Here is a 19,853-nt window from a genome sequence, read left to right on the forward strand (position 1 = left end):
GACATTCATACCATAACACTACAGGCTGAGTTCTAAAATGAAAAAAAATCGTCATCTTTAGTATTCATGAAGAAAGTAGTGATTATAGGGAATGGTATCGCGGGGATCACCGCTGCACGCCATATTCGCAAGCATAGTGATTATGCCATTACTGTCATTTCTGCCGAAACGGAATTCTTCTGGTCACGAACAGCACTCATGTATATCTACATGGGCCATATGAAATTTGAACATACGAAACCCTATGAGGATCACTTCTGGAAAGAGAATAATATTGATTTGTTCTTTGGCAGGGTAAATAACATTTCATCCGGCCAAAATATGGTCATATGCACGGATGGAACCAAATTCACCTTTGATTACCTGATTCTGGCAACAGGCTCTAAACCGAACAAATTCGGCTGGGAAGGTCAGGACCTGAACGGTGTTAGCGGTATGGTTTCTTACCAGGATTTGGAGATGATCGAAGCGCATACCCATCAGATAGAACGCGGGGTGATTGTTGGCGGGGGTCTCATCGGGATTGAACTGGCCGAAATGCTACGGTCAAGAAATATAGATGTTACATTTCTGGTGCGTGAAAAAGATTTCTGGACGAACGTACTCCCTTCCGAAGATGCCGCAATGATTTCTGCCCATATCCGGGAACATCATGTAGATCTCCGCCTGGAAACCGAACTGGATAAAATCCTGCCCGACGATAATGGTAATGTTAGGGCAGTACAGACAATAGATGGAGAAATTATTCCCTGTCAGTTCGTCGGCCTGACGGCAGGCGTTCATCCAAATATTGACCTGGCAGCAGATTCGGGCATCGAGACCGACCGCGGATTCCTCGCAGATGAATATCTTCGCACCTCGGTTCCCAATATATTTGCTGTGGGTGATTGCGCTCAGTTACGCAATCCTCCTCCCGGCAGGCAACCCATTGAACCACTATGGTACACCGGCAGGATGATGGGCGAGGTTGCGGCAAAAAACATCACCGGCACTCCGGTGGCTTACACGCCCGGACCCTGGTTCAATTCCGCGAAATTCTTTGATATCGAATACCAAACATATGGACAGGTTCCGCATGACTGTCCGGATAACCAACATGACTTCTACTGGCAGCATCAATCGGGAAGAAAAGCCGTGCATATTCGATTTGGCAAAGAGGATCTGACACTAAAAGGTGTGAATTCCTTTGGAATCAGAATGCGGCATGAGCTTTTTGATACCTGGCTTCGCAAAGGAATTCAGATTCAGGAGTTCATGGATAAGCTGGAAGATGTGAACTTTGATCCTGAATTTTTCGAGGATCATTCCGGTGAAATCAGAGAATTGTTCTCACAAAAATTTCCCCAAATCCGAATAAAGGCCGGAAGGAAAAGAAATAAAATTCTGGGACTATTCTGATGACAGCAATTCAAAAAATAGGCATCACCTTTTTCATTACCGCCTGCGTGCTAACGATTGGCGTATTGTTCGTCAATTCCTATAAACTTAGCGACGAGGTTATTGATGAGGCAATTTCGGGGGAAACAGAACGTGATCAACTGAAAAACATTCTTAATCCGCTCTATGGAACGCCATATTCCACGAGTTTTACTTTTCAGAATGCCTATGGTGAGCGACTTTCAGCAGCTAACGATGAAATTACCAAAAAGTACGCGATCTCGGATTCAGAGATCGCGCGATATCTCACTTCTGCCGGTGAAGAACCTATTACGTACCGCGCCGACATGTGGGATGCCGTATTTGAAGATAATGAAGCGGGTGATTTCAAACGGGACCAGTTCAAGTCTTATACCTCCTGGATGGAAAACAAAGTATATGCAACCTCCGGTGATCTGCGGAATCAGCTCTCCATTACTCAAAATGACATCAATTCCCGGATCAGTGAGTCAAAGGGATTTGGCGGTGAACGATTGAAGTCCATAAACCTCGCCCTGAACCGTCATGGAAGTACCGGGACATTGCAGGAATACCGTCTCCCGTGGCTTCTTGGCACTATCGGACTGGGCATTCTGGGCGCATTGATGTATATACTGCCGAAGAGCCGTCAACTGCCGGGGATCAAAAATAATGGAATATTCAGGCATCCGAATACAAACCGCGGATGGATAGGTATAATTGTGGGTACCCTGTTGATACTGTTCTACATTGTGCTTTACTGGTACCCGGAACACATGACTGGATGGATGATTCTGGTAGATCCCCTGAGTCTCAGGCTCAATGGAGGTATTGCATCACAATGGTTTTTCTACGGACTGTTATATACCCTGTCCATACTGGTTATGGGAATCCGCATGATGATCAAATACCGTCACAGTAAATACCACCTGGTTCGAACCGGGTCTGTGATGTTCTTTCAGACTGCTTTTGCCTTCCTGATCCCTGAAATACTCATCCGTTTGAATATGCCATCGATGGATCTTAAAAATATCTGGCCACTGAACTATACATTCTTCTATGATTACAATCTCCAGCAACTGACTTCCGCGGGAGTGGTGGGTACATCTATGCTGATATGGGGGATTTTGCTCATTGTCATCGGGGTACCGCTACTGACGTATCTGTATGGAAAGCGATGGTACTGCTCATGGGTTTGCGGTTGTGGCGGATTGGCTGAAACGTTGGGCGATCCGTACAGGCAGCTTTCCGACAAATCAGTGAAAGCATGGAAAATTGAGCGATGGATGATCCATTCGGTACTCGTTTTTGCCATCCTGATGACGGCAGGGGTTGTGTATACCTATTTCAGCGGCTCATCCACACTTTTAGGAATCAATACATACTCCCTTCGGTCAGTGTATGGATTTTTAATCGGGGCTGCATTTGCCGGTGTAGTGGGCGTTGGATTTTATCCCTTTATGGGCAATCGGGTCTGGTGCCGGTTTGGGTGTCCGCTGGCAGCATACCTAGGAATTGTTCAACGTTTCAAATCCAGGTTTCGCATCACAACCAATGGCGGTCAGTGTATCAGTTGTGGAAACTGCAGCACTTATTGTGAGATGGGTATCGATGTGCGATGGTATGCCCAACGTGGCCAGAATATCGTCCGCTCCTCATGCGTAGGCTGCGGAGTCTGTTCATCGGTTTGTCCGCGAGGCGTATTGAATCTTGAAAACCGCGATGAAAACGGCCGGTTTGGAACGCCCGAACTAACCGGTTTGGAGCCGGCTTCACTACCCGAGATCGGAAAGCGGTAAATTTATATCTTTAATGCCCTGAAGAGTCCCTTCTTTTTCATAATTTTGAAATAATCCCCAAAATGTTTTTCGGGCAGAGTTGGCAACCACTACTATACCTTAGTCTTGTATCAGACAGATTGAAGAGATGAGAGAACTTTACAAGGTCCTTTGGATCATTATTTTACCCCTGGTGCTGGCAGCCTGTTCCTCCAAAACAGTTGTTCTTGAATCTACCGGAAATGACCTTGACGTAAATGCCGAAGATGACCGGGTAGTTCTGGGGAAAGCCAGTGAGATTGCAAAGGACGATGTTCAAAAACTTATCACCAACTGGCTGGATTCGATCAACATGGAAAATTACGTTTCCCAGCAATCGTTGCGGGAACCGATTTACAATGAACTGAAACGATTCTACAAGTTTAACCTGTATCAGCTGGCATGGTCTGATAAGGATGCTCCTAATTCACAAAGCAAGGCTCTCCTTAATGAACTTGCAGAAGCAAAAGATCATGGACTAAACCCGGATGATTACGGACTGAGACGCCTGGTGTACCAGACACAGCAGGTATACAGCCGCAGAAGGCAGGTGAACCTGCTCGAGGTAATTCAGCTGGATATGAATATGAGTCTCGCCTACCTCACCTATACTCAGCACATTTTTAATGGCCGGTTAAGTCCGACTGATTTAGGCGGACAATGGCAAAATGAAAATAAGAACTCGGAGCTTGCCGCATATCTAAGCGGAAAAGATGTAAACCAGGTACTTTCGATGATTGAGCCTGAAATAGAGGGTTACAGTGAATTAAGGGAACAACTTGCAAACTACAGATCGATTGCCGAGCGGGGTGGATGGGCAACCCTGCCGGAAAGCATCCAGCTGAAAGAAGGCGACAGCGGTCAGGAAGTGTATGAACTTCGTCGGCGCCTGTCAAGGAGCGGTGATATGACCCGCAGCCTTTCCAAGGAATCCGGCAATTCATCCTACTTTGATCCGTCTCTTTCTGAAGCGCTTAGGAATTTTCAGAAACGACACGGCCTGGAACCGTCCGGCGAATTGAACGGGGAGACCATTCTTGAGCTGAACCGGCCGGTTGAAGAACGCATTGAGCAAATTAAGGTTAACCTGGAACGTTTACGCTGGATGCCGCGCAAGCTGGAGAGTGATCGTATCATGATCAATGTTCCGGCCTATACCCTCGAACTTTATACCTCAGGACGAGTTGAGCAACGCTCCCGGGTTTTAGTAGGTCAGGAGTTCAGTCCAACCCCCATATTTCATGCCGACATGGAATATATTGTCTTCAGTCCGTCCTGGAATATCCCGGGACCACTGTTTTACCGCGAGCTTCTTCCAATAGCCAAAGAAGATCCTTCTTTCCTGGAAAAAAACGGCTATATGCTTTATGCAACAATTTACGATGTTGGCAAAAAACCACTTGATCCCAACCGCATTGACTGGTCGACATTTTCAGAGGACTATCCTCACTTCAAAGCCATACAGCAGCCCGGACCAGGGTCTGAAATGGGAAAAATCAAATTCGTATTTCCTAACGAGTTCAATGTTTTCCTAAGCGACGCCTCTGCCGAAGAGAACTTCGACAGGGCGCAGCGCGCCATGAATTATCGTTGCATAAGCATTGAAAAGGCTATTCCTCTTGCCGAGACATTACTCAATGACCGGAAATGGCGTGAAAAGGAAATTAAGGAAAGCATGGATTCCGATGCTCCTGTGAAAGCTGTATTAAAGAAAAAAATTCCTGTTTACATCACCTACAGAACCGCCTGGGTTGATGAAAATGGTCTGCTTAATTTCCGCAGGGATATTTACGGGTACGATGCTGCTCAGTACCAGATGACCCAGCCTGAAGTTGCATTCGAAGAAGACTTTTAATTATTTGTCTTTACTCTTTTTTGAAGTTCCCGTTCCGGGTTTAGCTATCGATTCACGCATTTCTGTGTCCGCCTTAATGTTATCCATGCGATAGTAATCCATGATACCAAGGTTTCCACTTCTGAAGGATTCAGATATTGCTTTGGGAACTTCCGCCTCTGCTTCAATTACTTTTGCTCTTGCTTCCTGCGCCTTGGCTTTCATCTCCTGCTCAAGGGCAACGGCCATGGCCCGGCGTTCTTCAGCTTTGGCCTCTGCAACCTTAAGATCGGCTGAAGCCTGATCGGTTTGCAGTTTAGCACCGATATTTGCTCCTACGTCAACATCGGCAATATCAATGGAAAGAATCTCAAATGCGGTACCCGCATCAAGGCCGCGCTGAAGCACCAGCTTGGAGATCTTATCCGGGTTCTCAAGCACATCTTTATGGGAGGCTGCAGAACCGATGGAGGTTACAATCCCCTCACCTACGCGAGCCAGGATAGTATCTTCTCCTGCACCACCAACCAATTGCTGGATATTTGCCCGCACTGTTACACGGGCTATGGCGATCAACTGGATACCATCAGCAGCAACTGCCGCCACTTTGGGAGTAGTGATCACTTTTGGATTTACAGATATCTGAACCGCTTCAAATACATCGCGACCTGCAAGGTCAATCGCCGTTGCCTGCTTAAAAGACAAATTAATATTTGCCTTATCGGCAGAAATCAACGCCTTAATTACAGATGGAACATGTCCGCCGGCAAGATAATGCGTCTCCAGGTCCTTTGTAGTCACATTCAGTCCGGCTTTCGTGGCGGTAATTAGTGAATTTACCACTATACTCGGGGGCACTTTACGAATTCTCATGAACATGAGTTCGAACAATCCGACTTTCACATTGGAAAAACGCGCTGTAATCCATAATCCCACCGGTATAAAATACAGGAACACAAAAAACGCGACAATACCCAGTAAAATTACTACTACTAATCCGAGACCTTCCATATATCAATTAATTGGTTGTACAAAAATATTATTTCCATCGATTTTGATGATTTCCACCCGCGTACCGCTGTCGATATAATCACCGTGTGATTTTACTTCATAGGTCCTGTTCTCAAATTCAGCCTTTCCCACGGGGCGCAAACTGGAAATGGTTATTCCCTGCTGAGCAACCTGCAGATCGATGGTAAGGTTCTCGTTGAACCTACTCTTAATGCTGTCTTTGAGTGAGAACCGGTCCCAGGTTTGTCCCCTGAACCCGAAATAAAGGGAAGCAGCAAATGCAAGACTGCTTAGGATCAGAAACCACCATCCAACGGTCGCTCCGAAATAAACAAAACTAAGATATACTCCAATGATGGCTGATATGATTCCGGTTATTCCTACGAATGTGGTCCCTGGAACAAAGATTATCTCTACGAGAATCATTCCCAAACCAAAAATAACCAATGCCATTACTATGAACCATTCCATACCTATCGAAGTAGGTAACTAACTTACTAAAATTATCGCAGTGGAATGGTTTTAGAATCTACTTTTTTCATACCCAGATAACACCTGTTGTAGGGATCAAACAGGAGATAATCATAACTGATAGGGATCAAATCTTCACCCTTCCGGCTGATCAGACCGTATTTGCCATAGTTGCGAACAATTACCTGTCCGTCTTCAAGGTCCTGTAGTTCATCATATTTAGCTCCTACTATGATCCGTCCGTTCGAATCCAGTAATCCGGCCTTGCCGTTTTTCACGATAAGATAATGACCATTTTCCATATGACGTACCTGCTCATATTCGGCCCGGATGATCCAGTTACCCTTTATATCAATAACGCCTGCCTTGCCGTTGTCTGTCACAATACAGAGTCCATTCTCAAACTTTCCAATGCCATCAAAGCGCGGCTGAATCACAATGCCCTCCTGCTTATTCAGGAATCCCCATTTTCCAAGCAATTTAAATCCCCCCAGTCCTTCATGAAAATCCGTAACGTCATCATATCGGTTTGCAATGCGCAATCGATCCTGCAAATCAATAAAACCATATCGGCCATTCATCCTGACGGCAATAAAACCTTCGCTTTCCACGCGGATCTCTTCGTATTCCTGCCGCTCAGAAACATTCAGGATCTGTCCGGAGAAATTGATCTTCCAGAATGCATTGTCGCCGCGATTTTCAATCAGGTAACCGTCTTTTACTTCAAGCGGATTCTCTGTAAAGTAAATTGTGCCTTTCTCGATGTGTTTCAGATAGGTCACTCCTCCCTGATGCTGCAGGTAGAACTGGTCATTCACCAGCCGTATGGGTCCGTCCTTGGGCGTAAGAATCCACTGCCCGTCCTCATCAATAATCCCCCACTTCCCTCTGAACTGAACAACAATTTTTCCGGGAATCGACATTCCAATTGAATCATACGTACATGGGATGGATTCTGACCCGTCGCGTTTCATCATCCCCCATTTTAAATTTCGTTTTACAGGAATCAGTCCGGGTGACTGTTCCCGCTGCATGCGCTGATAAGTGAACTCTGTTAGTTTCCTTCCTTCGAAATCAAACAAGGACCAGCCCCTGTCGACGCCACTACCGGCATAGGCATAGATCCTGCTCTGCAGGGAAAACAGTGTATCAAAATTTGCCTTGATGAGATATGAGCCATCTTTAAAAATGACGCCGTACTTATCCTTATCGGCATAGGTGAGCAATTCGGAATTCAGACGGTCGATATGACTGTAATTATCGGGTGTAACCGGATTCAGATCTTGATCTACGATCCATTCATGACCATTTGCGATCACTTTCCAGTATTCTTCCTGCCACGGAAGGATGCTGTCAAATGCTACAGAATGCAATTTTTGATTCTGTTCTGTGAGGATATCCCATTGTGCAAATGGGGTGGCCAATGCAGAAGAGCCATCGATGCTGAGTGAGGAATATTCCGGGCTGATCTTCCATCCTCCCTGTATATCCAGCAATCCCATCGAACGATGGAGCGAAGCTTTTGCATAGCCCTGTTGAAATTCTTCCAATCGGTCGAAGGCAAATGCAGTGAGCGGATTACCTTCCGGATCAAACATAGCCCACTTGCCAGAGTCATTCATAACTGCAAATCGGTTCTCTCCAATAAACCTTATTTGCTGGAAATGACTGGAGATTACAACCCGATGGTGATCGTCTACAATACCAAAACGGATATTGCCGTTATTGTATGATTCCACAATGAACCATTTTCCAGCTCCCTGAATACGCAAATATGAAAAGGGAATGAGTATTTTTCCTTCACTCGAAATTACGCCGGAGGGTATGTATCGCATGGCGGGATTTGGAAGAGCGGCAATAATGGATTCTGCCCCCGCAGGGATGAGAGATCTGTAAACAGGCTTCGAACGGATTTTATCCTGAATACTTATCAGGCCCCACAATCCGTTTTCACGATAACCAATCACATCATTCACTACACGTGTATCACCTGTAGACCAGCCAACCTTTTCATACCTTGCCGGAATTAAAATTTGTCCATTCTCATCTTTCAGCCCTTCTCTTCCGGATTCGGTGTAAACGGTAAGTTTAGCGCCGGCAGAGAGCAGAAGGGCGGGAACGTACAGAAAGAAAATTAGTAAAAAAATGCGCATCCCAACGATCAAAAAATACAACTTCCAAGATAATTAATTTTTCAGACTCAACGCCCTCTACGTAAGAGTTTTATTGATTTTCGACGATCCGGATAATTTCTTAACGAACATAGCTGCCGGCATTTACATCAATCGTAGTGCCCGTGGCATGTGTTGCCAGACCGCTGGACAGAAAAACAAAGAACGGCGCTATGTCCTCCGGCTCTGTGAGTTGTTGCAGCGCAATATCGCTGCTGGCATAATCCTCACCGTATGTATCAATGAAATCCTGGGCCATGTCGGTGCGGGTGAATCCGGGCGCTATGCCGAACACTGCAATCCCCTTCTTGCCATAGGCCCGTGCAAGAGATTTGGTAAGCGCTTCCATACCGCCCTTCGAAGCGGCATACGCCAGGTAATCCTCTGTATCACCACGGTGAGCCGCCCTTGAACTTACGTTGATGATCACCCCTGAGCCCTGGGAAGTAAAAAATGGCAATACTTCCCGGCAAAGAATTGCCGCAGCACGAAGATTAACAGCCATAGTCCGGTCCCAGTCGGCAAGCCACACTTCGTCCTTCCCGCTGACCGCCGAGTTCAGGGCCATCCCCGCATTATTGATAAGCACGTCAATCCGCCCTAATTGATCAGTGACCTTTCTCACCAGTGCAAAAGCTCCCTCTGCCGACTCAAGGTCACACTGAAAAAGGAAAATCCTGTCAGGGTTTTTCGACTTCACCTTTTCAGCCGCCTCCCTGGAGCGCTGGTACTGACAGGCAACTGTCGCTCCGGCCTGAGCGAGGTGTTGAACTGCCGCGGCGCCGATACCCCGGCTTCCTCCTGTGACTAAAACCACCTTTTTCGTTAGATCGATATTCATGTTCAAGTATTGTTAATTGTATTTATCATTTTAATTTTTGAAGATATCTTCGGTGGTGGTGAAAAATATTGTATCTTTTTTCACGCATACTTCGTTATAAAGGTATAGGTCAAAACTCAACAACACAACAACATGAAATTCATTACAACACTTCTGCTATGGAGTATCCTGCTGGTACTCTGTTGGCCATTGGCGTTATTTCTCCTGTTATTTTACCCGATTATCTGGATTCTCGCACTGCCATTCCGTTTACTGGGAATTGCAGTTTCGGGCATTTTTAATTTAATTGAGGCAATAATAATGTTACCTTTTCAGGTCATTTCGCCATCCAGAAAATAAAGCAGGCGGGTGGCCCGCAAAACGCCACCCCAAATGCAGGAATTCAACGTCGACTTACCAAATTTAAAACTCACCGGAGGTCTGGCTGAAGCTGCGCGTCCGGTGGGCATTGTTGTTTTTGTTCATGGCATGGGTGAGCACATTGGCCGTTACACCGGGCTGTTTGATCATCTCAGTTCCCATGGCTTCCATTGCCTCGGCACCGATCATCCCGGACATGGCCACTCACCAGGAAAACGTGGTCATGTAAAAGATTACAATATTTTTATGGACGAACTCCAGGGCGTTATCGGATATGCGCAATCGCATTATCCTGGTTTGCCATTGTTTTTATATGGCCATAGCCTGGGCGGAAATATAGTATTGAATTACCTGCTGCGACGCCCGGTGACGGAAATCAGGGCGGCTATCGTCTCTTCACCCTGGCTGAAACTGGATACAAAAGTGCCGCCGGTTAAGAAATTCTTATCTTCTGTACTGGCCCGTATTAGTCCGGGATTGACCGTATCCAATGAATTGGATCCCCGAGGGATTTCAACCATTCCAGAGGAGGTGGAAAGATATTCCAAGGATCCCCTCGTGCATGATCAAATTTCAGTCGGATTATTTAACAGCGTCACACAGGCAGCTGATTATGTGCTTGAAAACGGCTCGAAGCTTAAAACCCCAATTCTTTTAATGCACGGTACCGCCGATCCCATTACTTCCCACCTGGGTTCAATACAGTTGGAAAAGAGTAATGAAATGCTCATAGACCTGAAACTGTTTCCGGGCAATCATCATGAAATACATCATGACAGAAGCAGGGATTCACTCATTCACGCGGTGGATACCTGGTTAACTTCACATTTGAATTAATTAATCTTATCCAATGAAAAAATCGATTTACCTGATCATATTGGTATGGCTGGTCTGGTCATGTTCAGAAAGTGAAACCAACACACCTCTTGCGGTGTCATCACCCGATGGACGGAATGAAGTCATTTTTCAGATCATCAACGGTAAACCGGCTTATCGCGTTTTCCATGATAATTCAGTAGTAATCGATACCTCCTTTATGTCCTTTGAAATTCGGGGGGCTGGCATATTGGGCTCCAATGTTGAAATTTCAGATCAGCAGGCACGTCCGTTTACAGAAATCTGGGAAATGCCGTGGGGGGAGCAGCGCAAAGTGGAAAATACCTACAATGAACTTAGTATTGAACTCCGGGAAAACTCACCGACTCCACGAACGTTCCGCGTTATTTTCAGGGTCTACGATGACGGACTGGGTTTCCGCTACCATTTCCCTGAACAGGAAAATCTCTCTGAAGTGATTATCGAGAGTGAGCTGACGGAATTCAATCTGACTTCTGATCCGATGGTTTGGTGGATCCCGGGAGATTGGGATATCTACGAGCATCTGTATAATACCACACGGTTCAGCAAAATAGATGCAACAAGCAAACGGAATCACCCGAATCTCGCACAAACCTACATCCCGTATAATGCGGTGAATACACCGGTGACCATGAAGACGGACGACGGCCTTTATCTGAATTTTCATGAGGCTAATCTCACAGATTATTCAGATATGACCCTTCGCATCGATTCGCTCGAACTTAAAATGGTAAGTGAACTGGTCGGTTCTGAAATAACGGGATACAAGGTAAAGCGGAATACGCCGTTTGATACGCCGTGGAGAACTATCCAGATTGCCGATCGCGCCGGGGATTTGATCGAATCCAACCTTATCGTAAATCTGAATGAACCCAACAAGCTGGGTGATGTGAGTTGGTTCACACCGATGAAATATGTAGGCATATGGTGGGAAATGCATATGGGTACCAGGACCTGGGATTACGCCAGCGGCAACCATGGAGCAACGACTGAACACGCAAAAGAGCTGATCGATTTCGCTGCTGAAAATAATATCGGTGGATTGCTGGTGGAAGGCTGGAATACCGGATGGGAACGCTGGATAGGTTTCCCCGATCGCGAAGGTGTGTTTGATTTTATTACGCCCTATCCTGATTATGATCTCCGGGAAGTGGTCTTATATGGAGATAAGAAAGGGGTTCAACTCATTATGCATCACGAAACTTCGGCCGCGCCGCGAACCTATGATCAGCAGATGGACACGGCATATGCATTGATGGAAAGTCTCGGTATTCATTCGGTAAAAACCGGATATGTGGGGAAAATTATTCCGGAAGGAGAATACCATCACGGACAATGGATGGTAAATCACTATCGAAGGGCTCTGGAAAAAGGTGCTGCACATCAAATTGCGATAAATGCACATGAGCCCATCAAGGATACGGGTATCCGGAGAACCTTGCCGAATGCGATCAGCCGGGAAGGATTACGAGGTCAGGAGTTCAATGCCTGGGCGTCTGATGGAGGGAATCCGCCGGAACACCTTCCCATTGTGGCTTTCACGCGCATGCTGGCAGGGCCTATTGATTTCACTCCCGGAATATTCAATATCTCTTTGGATCCTCACAAGCCTGACAACCAGATTAATACTACTCTTGCACATCAGCTTGGTTTGTATGTTGTGATCTACAGCCCGATACAAATGGCGGCCGACCTGATAGAAAATTATGAAGGGGTGAATACGTTTCAATTCATCCGTGATGTGGGTGTGGATTGGGAGCAAAGCAAGGTGCTGGATGGCGAGGTTGGGGATTTCGTTGTCATTGCAAGGGAGGAACGCAATACCGGGAACTGGTTTGTGGGAGGCATTGCCGACGAGAATGGAAAGGAAACCACCGTTGCTTTTGATTTTCTTCCGGAGGGGGAAACGTTCATGGCTTCGATCTACAGGGATTCTCCGAATGCACATTTCAGGGATAATCCGACCGCCTGTGATATTACATCGCAGGAAATTAAAAAAGGAGACGAGCTTGATATCCGAATGGCTCCTGGTGGCGGATTCGCAATTAGTCTGTTGAAAAAGTAATTTTTCTTCGGCCGTATTTCCTATTTTTACGGCCTGATAAAACTGAATTATGGAATTGAAAAAAATACAACTGAATCACATTCACGAACAGCTGGGTGGAAAAATGGTCCCTTTCGCGGGTTATCTTATGCCGGTTCGTTATTCATCAGACATGGAAGAACACAACACCGTTCGTGAGGGAGTTGGTATTTTTGATGTATCCCATATGGGAGAGTTCATGGTCTCGGGTAAAGGTGCACTGGACCTGATCCAGAAGGTCACCTCCAACGACGCATCGAAGCTTGTTAACGGGCAGGCACAGTATTCATGTCTTCCCAATGCCAGCGGAGGAATTGTAGACGATCTGCTGGTTTACAAACTTGCTGATAAACACTACATGCTTGTTGTGAATGCCTCTAACATCGAGAAAGACTGGAACTGGATCAACCAGTACAAAAGTGAAGACGTCGATATGCAAAACATATCGGATGATCTTTCCCTGTTTGCCGTTCAGGGACCGAAAGCAGCTGAGGCATTACAGTCGCTTACCCAAACCGATTTATCCTCAATTAAATTTTACCATTTTGTAACGGCGGAGTTTGCAGGAATTACGGATGTGATAATATCCGCCACCGGATATACCGGTGCAGGAGGATTCGAGCTGTACGTGCCTAATGCATTCGCAGAGAAAGCATGGAATGCAATAATGGAAAGCGGTGCCGCCTTTGGGATCAAGCCTATTGGATTGGGCGCACGTGACACACTTCGAATGGAAATGGGCTACTGCCTGTATGGAAATGATATTGATGACAACACGTCTCCCCTCGAGGCAGGTCTGGGCTGGATCACTAAATTCAGCAAAGATTTCATCAATTCGGAAAACCTTAAAGCACAGAAAGAAGCAGGGGTAACGCGCAAACTGGTTGGTTTCAAAATGGTTGACCGGGGTATTCCGCGTCATGATTATCGCATCTTGGATTCCGGTGATCAGGAGATCGGACGGGTCACATCGGGAACTATGTCTCCAACACTTGGTATTGGGATCGGCCTGGGATATGTGTCAACAGGGTTTTCAGCACCTGGATCTGAAATTTTCATTGAAGTTCGGAATCGCAAGCTGAAAGCCGAGGTTCAGAAGTTACCATTAATCTGAGTCATGAGAGGGCTTGACGTTTGCCTGTCGCCAAATCTGATCGATCTGCATGAAATCGAAGGGCGGGTTATTGTGGTTGTGGATATTCTTCGGGCAACCTCCTGTATGACTGCCGGAATTGGAAGTGGAATAACCGAAATCAAGCCATTCGCGGACCTTGATAGTTGTGTGAAAATGAAAGAACACGGCTATCTCATCGCCGGGGAACGAAACGGACAAAAAGTGGAAGGGTTTGACCTTGGTAATTCACCTTTTGACTATATGGACCCTGCCAATCAAGGCTGTAAGATTGCGGTAACGACTACAAATGGCACCCAGGCCATCGAGAAATCTCTCGCTGGTGAACATATTATCATCGGTTCATTCCTGAATATTTCCGCTGTAGCCAACTGGATTCGTAAAAAAGATATGGATGTGCTGATTGTTTGTGCGGGATGGAAAGGAAAAGTGAACCTTGAAGACAGTCTTTTTGCGGGAGCATTGACCGATATGATCATGCCGGAATTCAGCCCGGTTTGTGACGCTCCTCTCGTCGCCCTGCATTCATACCTGGGAATGAAGGACAATTTACTGGAGCATGTGCTTGACTCGTCACATGCCCGTCGCCTCAGGCGATTGAATATTTCGGAAGATATTGAATATTGCCTGCGCTTTGATGAATTTACCGTCGTTCCGGAACTTGTAGGAGGAGCACTGCGGATGTCAGCGGATTAACGCAATTTGGGGTTATCCCTGTGACGGTCCTGATCACGGATATTCTTTTTTTCCAGGTTTTTCTGAAACGCCTCTGTAAGATCAATTCCGGTCTGATTTGCAAGGCAAATAAGTACCCAAAGCACATCTGCCATTTCATCACCAAGGTCCTTCGCGCTATCACTGGGTTTTTCCGATTGTTCCCCGTATCTCCTTGCCATAATTCGCGCAACCTCACCTACTTCTTCTGTAAGGATCGCCATATTGGTGAGTTCATTGAAGTAGCGAACACCTGTAGAATTGATCCACGCATCCACGGTTTCCTGGGCTTCCTTGATCGTCATTATTTTCGGTCTTTTGTATCTATAATTATTGTAACCGGTCCGTCATTAAGAAGACTAACCTTCATATCCCCTCCGAATTTCCCGGTTTGAACAGGCTTACCCAACAAATTTTCACAGGACCTGATAAACTCTTCATATAGCGGAATGGCGACTTCCGGACGGGCAGCCCTGGAATAGGAAGGCCTGTTTCCCTTTTTTGTACTGGCATGAAGGGTAAACTGACTAACGATCAGTATGTCTCCGGAGACATCTGATACACTTCTGTTCATCACACCTTCGTCATCACCAAAAATGCGCAGATTAACGATTTTCCGGCTCAGCCATTCAATATCCTCACTGGTATCTGCATCTTCAATCCCAAGCAATACCAGCATCCCCTCATTGATTCGGCCAACTTCTTCAGAATCGATTTCTACCGCCGCATGTTTAACCCGCTGAATTACTGCTATCATTGCCCTCCCAATTTTTGCAATTGTTCTGACTCATGGATAAATATACCGTTTTCAGGTACTCCTGCAAGATGTACCATCGCCCTGGCCACGGTTCGTCCATGAATTGCCCTGTATTTCTTTAATGGCCCGGCGAGGAGAAATCCAAATGTGGTCATTATGAATTTTCCGATCGACTCGCCGGTACGCGTTTCATTTCGATCACCCAGCAAAAGTGAAGGTCTTAGAAACCGCACTTCCCGGAATCCGATAGTGCGTATATCGCGCTCGGTCTCCCCTTTTACCCGATTATAGTAAATGGAGGAACCAGCATCCGCTCCCATGGATGAAATAAGAAAAAACCGCTGCACACCAGCCGCATGAACTTTCCTGGCGAAGGAGAGGATATAATCGTGATCAACGCGATAGAATGCCTCTTTGCTACCCGCATTCTTCATGGTTGTCCCAAGGCAACAAAACGCAAGATCTGCACTCATCAAATCCTTGGAATCATCAAGGTGATCAAAATCAACGATGATTTGCCGGATTAATGGTGATGAAACTTCAATTTCCCGTCTGTTTACAAGTTTTAATGTTTTTAGTCCGGGCTGCTGAGTCAATAAATCAACCAACTGATTTCCGATGAGCCCGGTAGCACCGGCAATTATCACATTCTCAGGAAACATTAAAATACCTGACGAATTTCATTCTTCAGATTTGTCATGGCAAGCTGGATTGGGTCCTGTTCACGGCTCATTGTTATTTCAACTATCTTCCGCGAAAGATCGATATTGGTGGCATCTTTACCCAAACTGTCAGTTGCCTGATTGACCGTACTGATAAGTTCTTCTTTGGCGTGAAGGATCAAAGACCAAACCTCATCCGACATATACAATTGCTGTGAGACGTTATGATTATATTCCGATCTAATCTCACTGAGCAATATTTGCTGAAATTCACGTGCAGTGTATTCGCCGTTGTTGAGTCGAACTACGAGATTATTCGGACTGATCCTTTCCAGAAATAGTACCATCCTTTCATAGGCATGAAGCCGGTTTGGCAGGACCGTCTCAATACTTTTATTTCGGATTTCCATGTGCTGTTTCTGAAGCTCCTTGTTTAAGAAGGATTTAACTACCAGATACATGGCGTAGAGAACCGCCGCTGCGGGCAGAACGATCTTAATGAATTCAATAAAAATTTCCATGGTAAATTAAAAAATGAAAAAAGTAAAAATAACAGAAATAACCATGTCGTCAAGTGTTGCGTAATGAAATAACCCAATACGGCTGAATTAACGACCTAAAAACACTTATTTTGTGTTATCGTTATTGAATATGATGAATATATCCATTGAACCGGTAAAAATAACCGAAGAGGCGGCCCGTGAGGTAAAGAATATTATGGACAACAAAAATATTCCGGATGGCTATGCTTTGCGGATTGGTGTGAGGGGTGGAAAGGGATGCGCTGGTGTGAATTATTATGTTGGGTTCGACAAGCAAAAAGACAGTGATCTGCGGTATGAATCCCTCGGAATCCCTGTGCTGGTTAACAAAGCCGAAACCATGTATCTGATTGGTGTGACGCTTGATTTTTATGAGGGGGCGGATGCGCGTGGTTTCACCTTTACTTCAGGTGACGAGACGTGACCGACTCGAGGTAACAATGGCGGCCCGGCATGGCCCGCCAATGGGTGGGTTTAATTTCGACAACTCGATCTCGGCTGAATCAGCTTCAGAGATTTCATCCATAATCCGGTCAAGAATTCGCTGAACAACGTGCTCCAGAAGTTTTGAGGGCTTTTGCATTTCCTCATTAACTATACGATAGATGTGTTCATAATCTACCGTGCCATGTAACTCATCTGAAAATGAGGCATGTGAAAAGTCGGCCTCGACCGATATCGTGACTTCGAAATGGTTTCCCTTCTCTCTCTCTTCATCATAAAAACCATGGTATGCCTTAAACTGAAGGCCTTCAAGTTTTATCCTGCCCATTCCTACTCTATATCGTCAAAGAATGAACCGTTGACCTTTTTCTCTTTTTTAGCGGGGGGTTCTTCCTGGGAAGCTTCCTGATCAACTACGGCATCATCCTGAGCTGCAGGTTCATCATTTATTTCCTCCACGGAAGTATCTTCAGGTTCATCTTCCTTCTTTAGCCATCCCGATGTGAAATTAGCCGGTGCTTCGGGCTGTTCAACTTCCAGCATTTTATAGGAAGTTTTATCAAAAATATTCTTGCGGGCGGTCATAAGCCGTTCCTCAATATCAATGTTCTTAATCTGCTTGTTCAGGCGATCGGCCTTATCTAGTGCATCCTGTGCTGCGCCCTTAATATTGGCGAGCAAGTCCTCGCGCGCGTTTTCAAGACTCCGGTAAAGTGTAGCCAGATTTCTCAACTGATCCTCCATTTCCTCCATGGTATCCCGGGAGCGAACCTCTGCCTCCTCGAGCATAGTCTTGGCCTTTGTTCGGGCATCATTCAACACTGCTTCTGCTTTCATTTCCGTTTCACGCATATGTAGTTTTGCCGCCTTTGTGGCCTGATCGATCATATTTGCCCCGGTATCTTCAGCCGTTTTCAAGGTCTTGAAGAGCGAATTTTCAACTTCTCTAAGTTTTTCCACTTCTTTCTGAGTGGTTTCAAGCTTGATGCGCAACTCCTTATTTTCGTCCATCATCTTTTCCCATTCCTGGGAAAGGGTAGTAAGAAAGGCGTACACCTCATCCTTGTCAAGCCCGCGAAATGCTTTTTCAAAAGTCTTCTGTCGTATCTCTAAAGGTGTAATTTTCATATTAATTCATTTCTCCTCGTAATATTAAAACTTGATATCCCAGGCAGATATTGTTCGATCATCACTTGCGCTGATCAATGTATTTTCATAATCCATCCACAGCAGTTTATTGACAGATGTCCCATGACCTGCATGCCTGGCTTTGTCAATAACCTTAAGAAGCTTAAACCGGTCTGAATCCCAAACCTTAATGGATTTATCCATGCTACAAGTTACAAAATGTTTGCCATCCGGACTAAACTCAATATTATTTATAGCAAACATATGTCCGATGATATTTTCAACCTGAACATAATCACGTTCATTCTCACGAATAATAATTCGCGCATCCCTGCCTGCAGAGAGTAAATACTGGAAGTCGGGGTTATACCGGACTGAAAATACGGAATTGTTATGGTCTGTGATGGTGCTGACCAGGTCGAGTGTTGCAAGATCCAAGATCCTGATCGAATGATCACTGTAACCCACAGCCACCTGACGATTCACCGGATCGACATCTATTGATCGGGCACTTTTGTCTGAATACTTCACCGAGGCCAGGACTGATCTTTTCTCGACATCCAGCATATGAACTGCCCCGGAAGAGTCGCCAACCAGCAACATATTTTTATAGGGCCTCAGAGCGAAGATAGCGCCTTCTGTACACTTAATATTTCCTATTTCCTTTTGATTCTGCCAATCAATAAAATGCACCCCTTCATAGTTATGCCCCACACATAAAAGTTCGCTGGATTCATGATAGGCAATTGAGTAAACACTGTTAGGAACCCTGGCTACCAGCTTACCGCTATCCGGTTCATTTAAATTCCACTTAACCACCATACCATCCCCAGCAGCACTAAAGAACGAAGATTCTTCCGGACAGTCGGCCAGTGAATAGACGCAATCTGTATGCCCGGACATGGTTGCTTTTTTCGTTACATTGATCATTCCCTGGGTCTCTGTTGAAAATATTTGCATAAATTTAGTCGAAAGAAATTACAATCAGTGCAGGATGCCATTGTTAGAACTCAAAGGAGTAGGAAAGGAACGGTTATTGGGATTATACAAGATTGAAGAGCAGTATGACGAGCTTCTTGAAGCATTGAATCCTGATGAACTCGATCGTGAATTGCTGGAATCCTATTCAAATGTTCAAAAGAAACAGGAATGGCTGGCTGCACGATTACTCCTTAGATACATCTGCGAATTTTTGGGTCTCGAATATCAGGGGACAAGAAAAGATTCTAACGGAAAACCTTTCCTACAGGGTCATGCACTTCAAATCTCACTTTCGCATTCTTTCCCGTATGTTGCCGTCGTTGCAGATCCGTCAATGGATGTGGGCATTGATCTTGAGCAGCCAAAAGAAAAACTTCAAAAAATTGCCCCACGCTTTTTGGATGAGCGCGAACTTGAACTTTGCATGAATTTGAATCAGGAAGCTTTGTGTATCTTCTGGTGTGCAAAAGAGGCCCTTTATAAAGTTTACAGTAAAAAAGGGCTTAACTTCAGAAATGAGATCCATCTGTACCCTCAGGGTGAATTTCCTTGGAAAAAACTACTGGGTGTTATTGATAAAAATGGTGAGGAAGCCCGTTATTTACTTCAGAGTGAACAGGGAAGCGACTACATTATGGTTTATAATATTTAA

Annotated in this window: 20 protein-coding genes; 9 read left to right on the plus strand and 11 right to left on the minus strand. The window is 45.5% G+C overall.

The features are described 5' to 3' along the window. Positions 1–66 precede the first annotated feature (66 nt). From LDX50_RS04610 to LDX50_RS04620, 3 genes are all read left to right on the plus strand, one after another. Positions 67–1,398 carry an NAD(P)/FAD-dependent oxidoreductase gene (locus LDX50_RS04610; protein ID WP_225697235.1) on the plus strand — a complete coding sequence of 444 codons (1,332 nt, stop codon included), beginning with the start codon at positions 67–69 and terminating at the stop codon, positions 1,396–1,398. After that, positions 1,398–3,194, plus strand: coding sequence for a 4Fe-4S binding protein (locus tag LDX50_RS04615; RefSeq protein WP_225697236.1), 1,797 nt, complete (start codon positions 1,398–1,400; stop codon positions 3,192–3,194). The genes LDX50_RS04610 and LDX50_RS04615 overlap by 1 nt, the downstream gene beginning before the upstream one ends. Before the next feature lie 127 nt (positions 3,195–3,321). Beyond that, positions 3,322–5,067, plus strand: coding sequence for a L,D-transpeptidase family protein (locus LDX50_RS04620; protein ID WP_225697237.1), 1,746 nt, complete (start codon positions 3,322–3,324; stop codon positions 5,065–5,067). On the opposite strand, the gene floA is transcribed toward LDX50_RS04620, so the two are convergent. The 4 genes from floA to LDX50_RS04640 all read right to left on the minus strand — a co-directional run bounded on the left by floA (position 5,068) and on the right by LDX50_RS04640 (position 9,540). After that, complete coding sequence (gene floA / locus LDX50_RS04625; protein WP_225697238.1) at positions 5,068–6,057, minus strand: flotillin-like protein FloA; 990 nt, start codon at positions 6,055–6,057, stop codon at positions 5,068–5,070. Between the two features lie 3 nt (positions 6,058–6,060). Continuing rightward, positions 6,061–6,528: an NfeD family protein gene (locus LDX50_RS04630; RefSeq protein WP_225697239.1), complete on the minus strand. Its 468-nt coding sequence runs from the start codon at positions 6,526–6,528 to the stop codon at positions 6,061–6,063. Between the two features lie 32 nt (positions 6,529–6,560). Further along, positions 6,561–8,681 carry a WG repeat-containing protein gene (locus LDX50_RS04635; RefSeq protein ID WP_225697240.1) on the minus strand — a complete coding sequence of 707 codons (2,121 nt, stop codon included), beginning with the start codon at positions 8,679–8,681 and terminating at the stop codon, positions 6,561–6,563. Between the two features lie 100 nt (positions 8,682–8,781). Beyond that, positions 8,782–9,540, minus strand: coding sequence for an SDR family NAD(P)-dependent oxidoreductase (locus LDX50_RS04640; RefSeq protein WP_225697241.1), 759 nt, complete (start codon positions 9,538–9,540; stop codon positions 8,782–8,784). Between the two features lie 372 nt (positions 9,541–9,912). Between LDX50_RS04640 and LDX50_RS04645 the strand changes: the two genes are divergently transcribed. The 4 genes from LDX50_RS04645 to LDX50_RS04660 are packed head-to-tail and all read left to right on the plus strand — an operon-like array spanning position 9,913 to position 14,669. Beyond that, complete coding sequence (locus tag LDX50_RS04645) at positions 9,913–10,737, plus strand: alpha/beta hydrolase (protein ID WP_225697242.1); 825 nt, start codon at positions 9,913–9,915, stop codon at positions 10,735–10,737. 13 nt (positions 10,738–10,750) lie between these two features. Further along, the gene (locus LDX50_RS04650) at positions 10,751–12,823 is read left to right on the plus strand and encodes a glycoside hydrolase family 97 protein (protein ID WP_225697243.1); all 2,073 of its coding nucleotides are present in this window, start codon (positions 10,751–10,753) and stop codon (positions 12,821–12,823) included. Positions 12,824–12,872: 49 nt separating this feature from the next. Continuing rightward, entirely contained in the window at positions 12,873–13,955 is a 1,083-nt protein-coding gene (gene gcvT, locus LDX50_RS04655; RefSeq protein WP_225697244.1) for a glycine cleavage system aminomethyltransferase GcvT, read from the plus strand. A 3-nt stretch (positions 13,956–13,958) separates the two neighbouring features. Then, positions 13,959–14,669: a 2-phosphosulfolactate phosphatase gene (locus LDX50_RS04660; protein ID WP_225697245.1), complete on the plus strand. Its 711-nt coding sequence runs from the start codon at positions 13,959–13,961 to the stop codon at positions 14,667–14,669. On the opposite strand, the gene LDX50_RS04665 is transcribed toward LDX50_RS04660, so the two are convergent. Genes LDX50_RS04665 through LDX50_RS04680 form a run of 4 tightly spaced genes read right to left on the minus strand, consistent with a single transcriptional unit; the run spans position 14,666 to position 16,627 of the window. Then, positions 14,666–14,992, minus strand: coding sequence for a nucleotide pyrophosphohydrolase (locus LDX50_RS04665; RefSeq protein WP_225697246.1), 327 nt, complete (start codon positions 14,990–14,992; stop codon positions 14,666–14,668). The genes LDX50_RS04660 and LDX50_RS04665 overlap by 4 nt on opposite strands. Then, a complete protein-coding gene (gene dtd / locus LDX50_RS04670; protein ID WP_225697247.1) occupies positions 14,992–15,444 on the minus strand; it encodes a D-aminoacyl-tRNA deacylase in 453 nt (150 codons plus the stop codon). Before dtd ends, LDX50_RS04665 begins: the two co-directional genes overlap by 1 nt. Next, on the minus strand, positions 15,441–16,106 hold the full coding sequence (locus tag LDX50_RS04675; protein ID WP_225697248.1) for an NAD(P)H-binding protein: 666 nt from the start codon (positions 16,104–16,106) through the stop codon (positions 15,441–15,443). The genes dtd and LDX50_RS04675 overlap by 4 nt, the downstream gene beginning before the upstream one ends. Beyond that, positions 16,106–16,627 carry a DUF7935 family protein gene (locus LDX50_RS04680; protein WP_225697249.1) on the minus strand — a complete coding sequence of 174 codons (522 nt, stop codon included), beginning with the start codon at positions 16,625–16,627 and terminating at the stop codon, positions 16,106–16,108. The genes LDX50_RS04675 and LDX50_RS04680 overlap by 1 nt, the downstream gene beginning before the upstream one ends. 130 nt (positions 16,628–16,757) lie before the next feature. Between LDX50_RS04680 and LDX50_RS04685 the strand changes: the two genes are divergently transcribed. Then, entirely contained in the window at positions 16,758–17,072 is a 315-nt protein-coding gene (locus LDX50_RS04685; RefSeq protein WP_338029992.1) for a HesB/IscA family protein, read from the plus strand. Here the strand turns inward: LDX50_RS04685 and folB are convergent. Genes folB through LDX50_RS04700 form a run of 3 tightly spaced genes read right to left on the minus strand, consistent with a single transcriptional unit; the run spans position 17,055 to position 19,180 of the window. Continuing rightward, entirely contained in the window at positions 17,055–17,420 is a 366-nt protein-coding gene (gene folB / locus LDX50_RS04690) for a dihydroneopterin aldolase (RefSeq protein ID WP_225697250.1), read from the minus strand. The two genes, LDX50_RS04685 and folB, sit on opposite strands and share 18 nt — an antisense overlap. A 2-nt stretch (positions 17,421–17,422) precedes the next feature. Further along, positions 17,423–18,220, minus strand: a complete 798-nt coding sequence (locus tag LDX50_RS04695; protein WP_225697251.1) for a DivIVA domain-containing protein — start codon at positions 18,218–18,220, stop codon at positions 17,423–17,425. A 24-nt stretch (positions 18,221–18,244) separates the two neighbouring features. Next, complete coding sequence (locus LDX50_RS04700; protein WP_225697252.1) at positions 18,245–19,180, minus strand: WD40 repeat domain-containing protein; 936 nt, start codon at positions 19,178–19,180, stop codon at positions 18,245–18,247. A 34-nt stretch (positions 19,181–19,214) separates the two neighbouring features. On the opposite strand from LDX50_RS04700, the gene LDX50_RS04705 reads away from it, so the two are divergent. Beyond that, positions 19,215–19,853, plus strand: coding sequence for a 4'-phosphopantetheinyl transferase family protein (locus tag LDX50_RS04705; protein ID WP_225697253.1), 639 nt, complete (start codon positions 19,215–19,217; stop codon positions 19,851–19,853).

Source organism: Fulvivirga sedimenti (genome assembly GCF_020328055.1).